Below are 3,530 nucleotides of genomic sequence, written 5' to 3'. Positions count from 1 at the left end.
ATACCGTCCATGCACCAGCAAAGTCAGACGCAGCAATGTTCCGATTTTGTTTGTTGATAAGTTGAGGGCGCTCATAAGCCGCAAGCGTCATGTCGCGTACCGTTTCATCGAAGCCAAAAAGCTTGTCACTCTTTGAGGCGTCAGTCATCATTTCAGATATAGACTCGCCATCCTGTCTCTTTAGCATCGTCGATTGTGCCAAGGTATAAATTACAGTACCGCAAAGCCCATCATTCAGTGGGAAGCGACCATCAGATGTGAGCTTCATGCCCTCTGAATCCTGTGCCTGTAGTGTCTGAGCCTGAAGCAGAATTAGCGCCAGATAGCAAAAGCCTTTATTGATCTTATTCACTAGATATCTCCAACTGTATTTGCCTACATGGTTGTGTGGCTACGCGTTAAATTGCAAGCGAAACCCAAGCCTCTGTGGGAAACTACTCGGCAGAGGCTGAAACGTCCTGCCAGTCTCAACTAGTTTACAAACTGGACAATGGTAAAACTATTGCGCTCGGCCTGATGGCTTTTGATACCTAAATCTAGATGAGGTCTCACTATATATTGATCCAATATCAATTAAAATACTAAATATGCCAAATTATGTAACGAGGCTAGGTGAAATTTAGACCAATCAGAAAGCCCTCAAGATGCCAGAAATGAGTTGCCAATAAGGCACATAGACATTCAATCGCGCGGTCTCACGATACATTTTTCCGAAAAAAAGGTATTAATATAGATGAAGGTAAACGTGTTTGTGAAATGCCTCAACAGGCAAGCTTGGCACTAGCCTTTAATATTATGAAATCTGCGTAAATCGCTTCTTCTTGAAGGACTCCTCCCCCTGGGGAGCTTTTCGCGTTTCTAGTCCATGAAAGGAATATCTATGAGTGAGGTTCAAACAGCCACCTGCCAAAATCCATCCTGTGCCAACACCTATAAGCAAAGAAGCAATAAAAAATTCTGCTCAGACAACTGCCGTAAGCAAGGAAACCGGACTAAACAGAATAGCATGTCTAGCCCTACCAAGGCCAGAAACCAGTTAGAGATGTTCGATAGGGCGCTAGTGCTAGGAGAGATGCTTTATCAGAAGGAGCGAAACCTAAACTTCTACAAATTTGGAAGGTTACAAGACAGCCCAATAAGCTCAAATAAAGGTAGATCACCGATTGAACGATTGGCTTTTATGGAGGAATTGATTCAATTAGCTCGCGGTGGTGACGCTCAGCTTAGGGACATCCTTACAAAACCACATATGAGAGACGCCAACGGTTACCTCGAACCACTCCTATTCCCTTTTGGCAATCCAGCATACTGCACCATTGCTAAGGCCGCTTCGATCTATTGCTACCGTTTCTGGAAGGCGACAGCCCACGATGTAGTTTATAATAAAGTGCCTGAGCCGCCAACTGGCGAAGTGTTCAAGGATGGAACAGTTGATGATTGGCCTGAAAACCGTCTCACCCACTATATAGAGAACTCAAGTAATAAGCCTACAAATTCAACTAAAGATATAGATGATATTTATATGATAAATAATAATTACAGTAATAACTTAAGCTACCCACTTAAGAACGCTTACTCATAATTTATTATTTTTGGTAGGTTAGAATCTTTAGCTGATCTCAAGCTCAACTTAAGTAGGACTAAATCCAACTAAATCATAAACTCTATCCTGTTTTGTAGGTTATGAAGAGACGCGGCTTGGCCGTGAATCCACCAGTATTAGGAGCCAAAACCAATGTCTACCAATGCACATCTAGAACCTAAAAATCCATGCCCCTTTTTTGAGCAATTCCTTGGTCCACAATCTAAAACAATTCACTCAGACCGCATGCCAAGGCACGCGCGATCGGTTAAGAAGGGCTGTAGCCATAGCGAAAACCCCAATCCTGAGCTTCCATTCCCCCGAGCAAATTGTAGCGGTTGTAAAACAAGATGTGATTTCGACGCCTTTGGCTTAGTTGGGAGCTAATGTATTATTTGGGGGAGGCTTTTGGGCCTTCCTCTTTACTTTCTCATATAGACAGCCCGCCAAAAAGCACCCCATGTTATGACGTGACGAAGAAACACCTCAATTGAATGAGGCCGTAGGGGCACTGTGCTTACCGCTGATGGCAGTCTTGGCGCATTGGCTGGGGTAGCGACCCAAGAGAATCAACGAGCGCCCAGCGCGGGCTTCGGTTCAATCCCCGCTTTAAGGTCCTTTAGTAGTTGTCAGGTAGGGTGGGCTGCCATGGGGTGCAGGTGACTCATAATTGGGCGCTTATGGCAACGCTATGCGTGTTTCTAATTGCCTTCTGAGAAACCCCGCTGCCACTCCCAGTCGATCTGGCCCAGCGCTTCAGAAAGTACTTGGAAGCTAACCCCGCCAGAATACAGCCCATAGGACATCGTATGGAAGTCGTGACCTAGAAGTCTTGCTGTTACGTTTTCAGGTATTCCTGCGGTTTCAAGCTGAGTAGCGAAGCCTTTCCGGAAAGAATGGAATACAAAGTCAGGTCCATATCCAACCTTCGTTTTTAATCTGCCAAACCTTTTGCCTATGGCGTTGGATCGGTCAGCATATTTATTGAGAGTCAAGTCAGGTAACAGGTAACCGTCTATGCTATCTTTTTTCAGTTCCGCAACCAAATCTTTGATGTGTTCATGTATTGGTATTTCCCTGATCCCCGCAGAAGTCTTGGCATCTTCAACCTTAAAGCGGTCTTCTGTTACGTTCTCCAGCTTCAGAGAGCAAAGTTCTTCAATTCTTGCGCCAGTATACGCTCCAAGCTGGATTAGGGCTGGGAGCGCCGTGGGGCCTAGCTGCGAAGCATCTAGCAGTTTTGCGTAGTCACCCCTGCCGAAGTGCTTTCTGCGCCTCTGTACGTCCTCTTTTGTCTTCTTCCTTGGGGCGCTGGGCACTACTTTTTCAAACGGTTGCGGGGTGCTCAACCTATGGTGCCTCTCAAGATACGCCCAATATCCCCGACAAGCTGAAATTATTCTACGGCAGGTCGCCGAAGATAGCTTTTGTTCAGCCATAAGGTCATTCTCAACCCAATCCATGACCTGCGATCTGGTCACTTCGTCGGTGTAGGGGAACTTGCTAGCAAAACGCCTGAGGTCAGAAGAATTCATATCCTTTGTTTTTGCGGTGCCGTTGGCCTGAGCGATGTAATCCCCAATATACAGATCAAACTGAGTGGACTCGCCATGTAGTGCCTTCGCGGCTTCTATAAGGCCATCGTCTTCAAAGAACTCTGCAACGTCCCTTTGGTGGTATTTGATGTCGTAGGTGTCCCATCCCTTAAGGCGAAGTTCTTCAGCCTGAGCCTTCAGCGCAGCAATAGCATCGCTTTGGGCTGTACCGTTGCGCTTGGCTTCGAATATAGTTTTCCACGTCGCCACCATACCTAAAACTAGCCTCTCGGCTTCTGTTTGGCTTTCTGTTTTTAGGGATTTCATCAACCTAGTTTTGCCCTCGAAGTGCGGCCTGAGTGCCTTGGGTATCTCAACGACAGCATACCAGACACGTCGTCTTTTTTGTAAGT

The 3,530-nt window shown here is 46.1% G+C and carries 3 protein-coding genes; 1 reads left to right on the top strand and 2 read right to left on the bottom strand.

The window, feature by feature from the left end; translation table 11 throughout:
• A partial coding sequence (locus tag ACN0IC_RS14695) for a hypothetical protein (protein ID WP_416879530.1) occupies positions 1-352 on the bottom strand: 352 nt, incomplete at its 3' end.
• A gap of 528 nt (positions 353-880) precedes the next feature.
• Between ACN0IC_RS14695 and ACN0IC_RS14690 the strand changes: the two genes are divergently transcribed.
• Positions 881-1,582, top strand: coding sequence for a hypothetical protein (locus ACN0IC_RS14690; RefSeq protein ID WP_037954157.1), 702 nt, complete (start codon positions 881-883; stop codon positions 1,580-1,582).
• A 701-nt stretch (positions 1,583-2,283) separates the two neighbouring features.
• Here ACN0IC_RS14690 and ACN0IC_RS14685 read toward each other — a convergent pair.
• Positions 2,284-3,530 (bottom strand): tyrosine-type recombinase/integrase (locus ACN0IC_RS14685; RefSeq protein ID WP_416879529.1); only part of this gene is annotated, 1,247 nt, incomplete at its 5' end.

This window comes from Litorimonas sp. (assembly GCA_029936425.1).
In the GTDB taxonomy this organism is placed as follows: Bacteria; Pseudomonadota; Alphaproteobacteria; order Caulobacterales; family Maricaulaceae; genus Litorimonas.
The sequence above is the reverse complement of the archived record's forward strand: the minus strand, read 5'-3'. Positions and strand labels throughout refer to the sequence as shown.

Coding starts and splice junctions, on each gene's coding strand:
- ACN0IC_RS14690 (WP_037954157.1), top strand. CDS start 881: ATGAGTGAGGTTCAAACAGCCACCTGCCAAAATCCATCCTGTGCCAAC.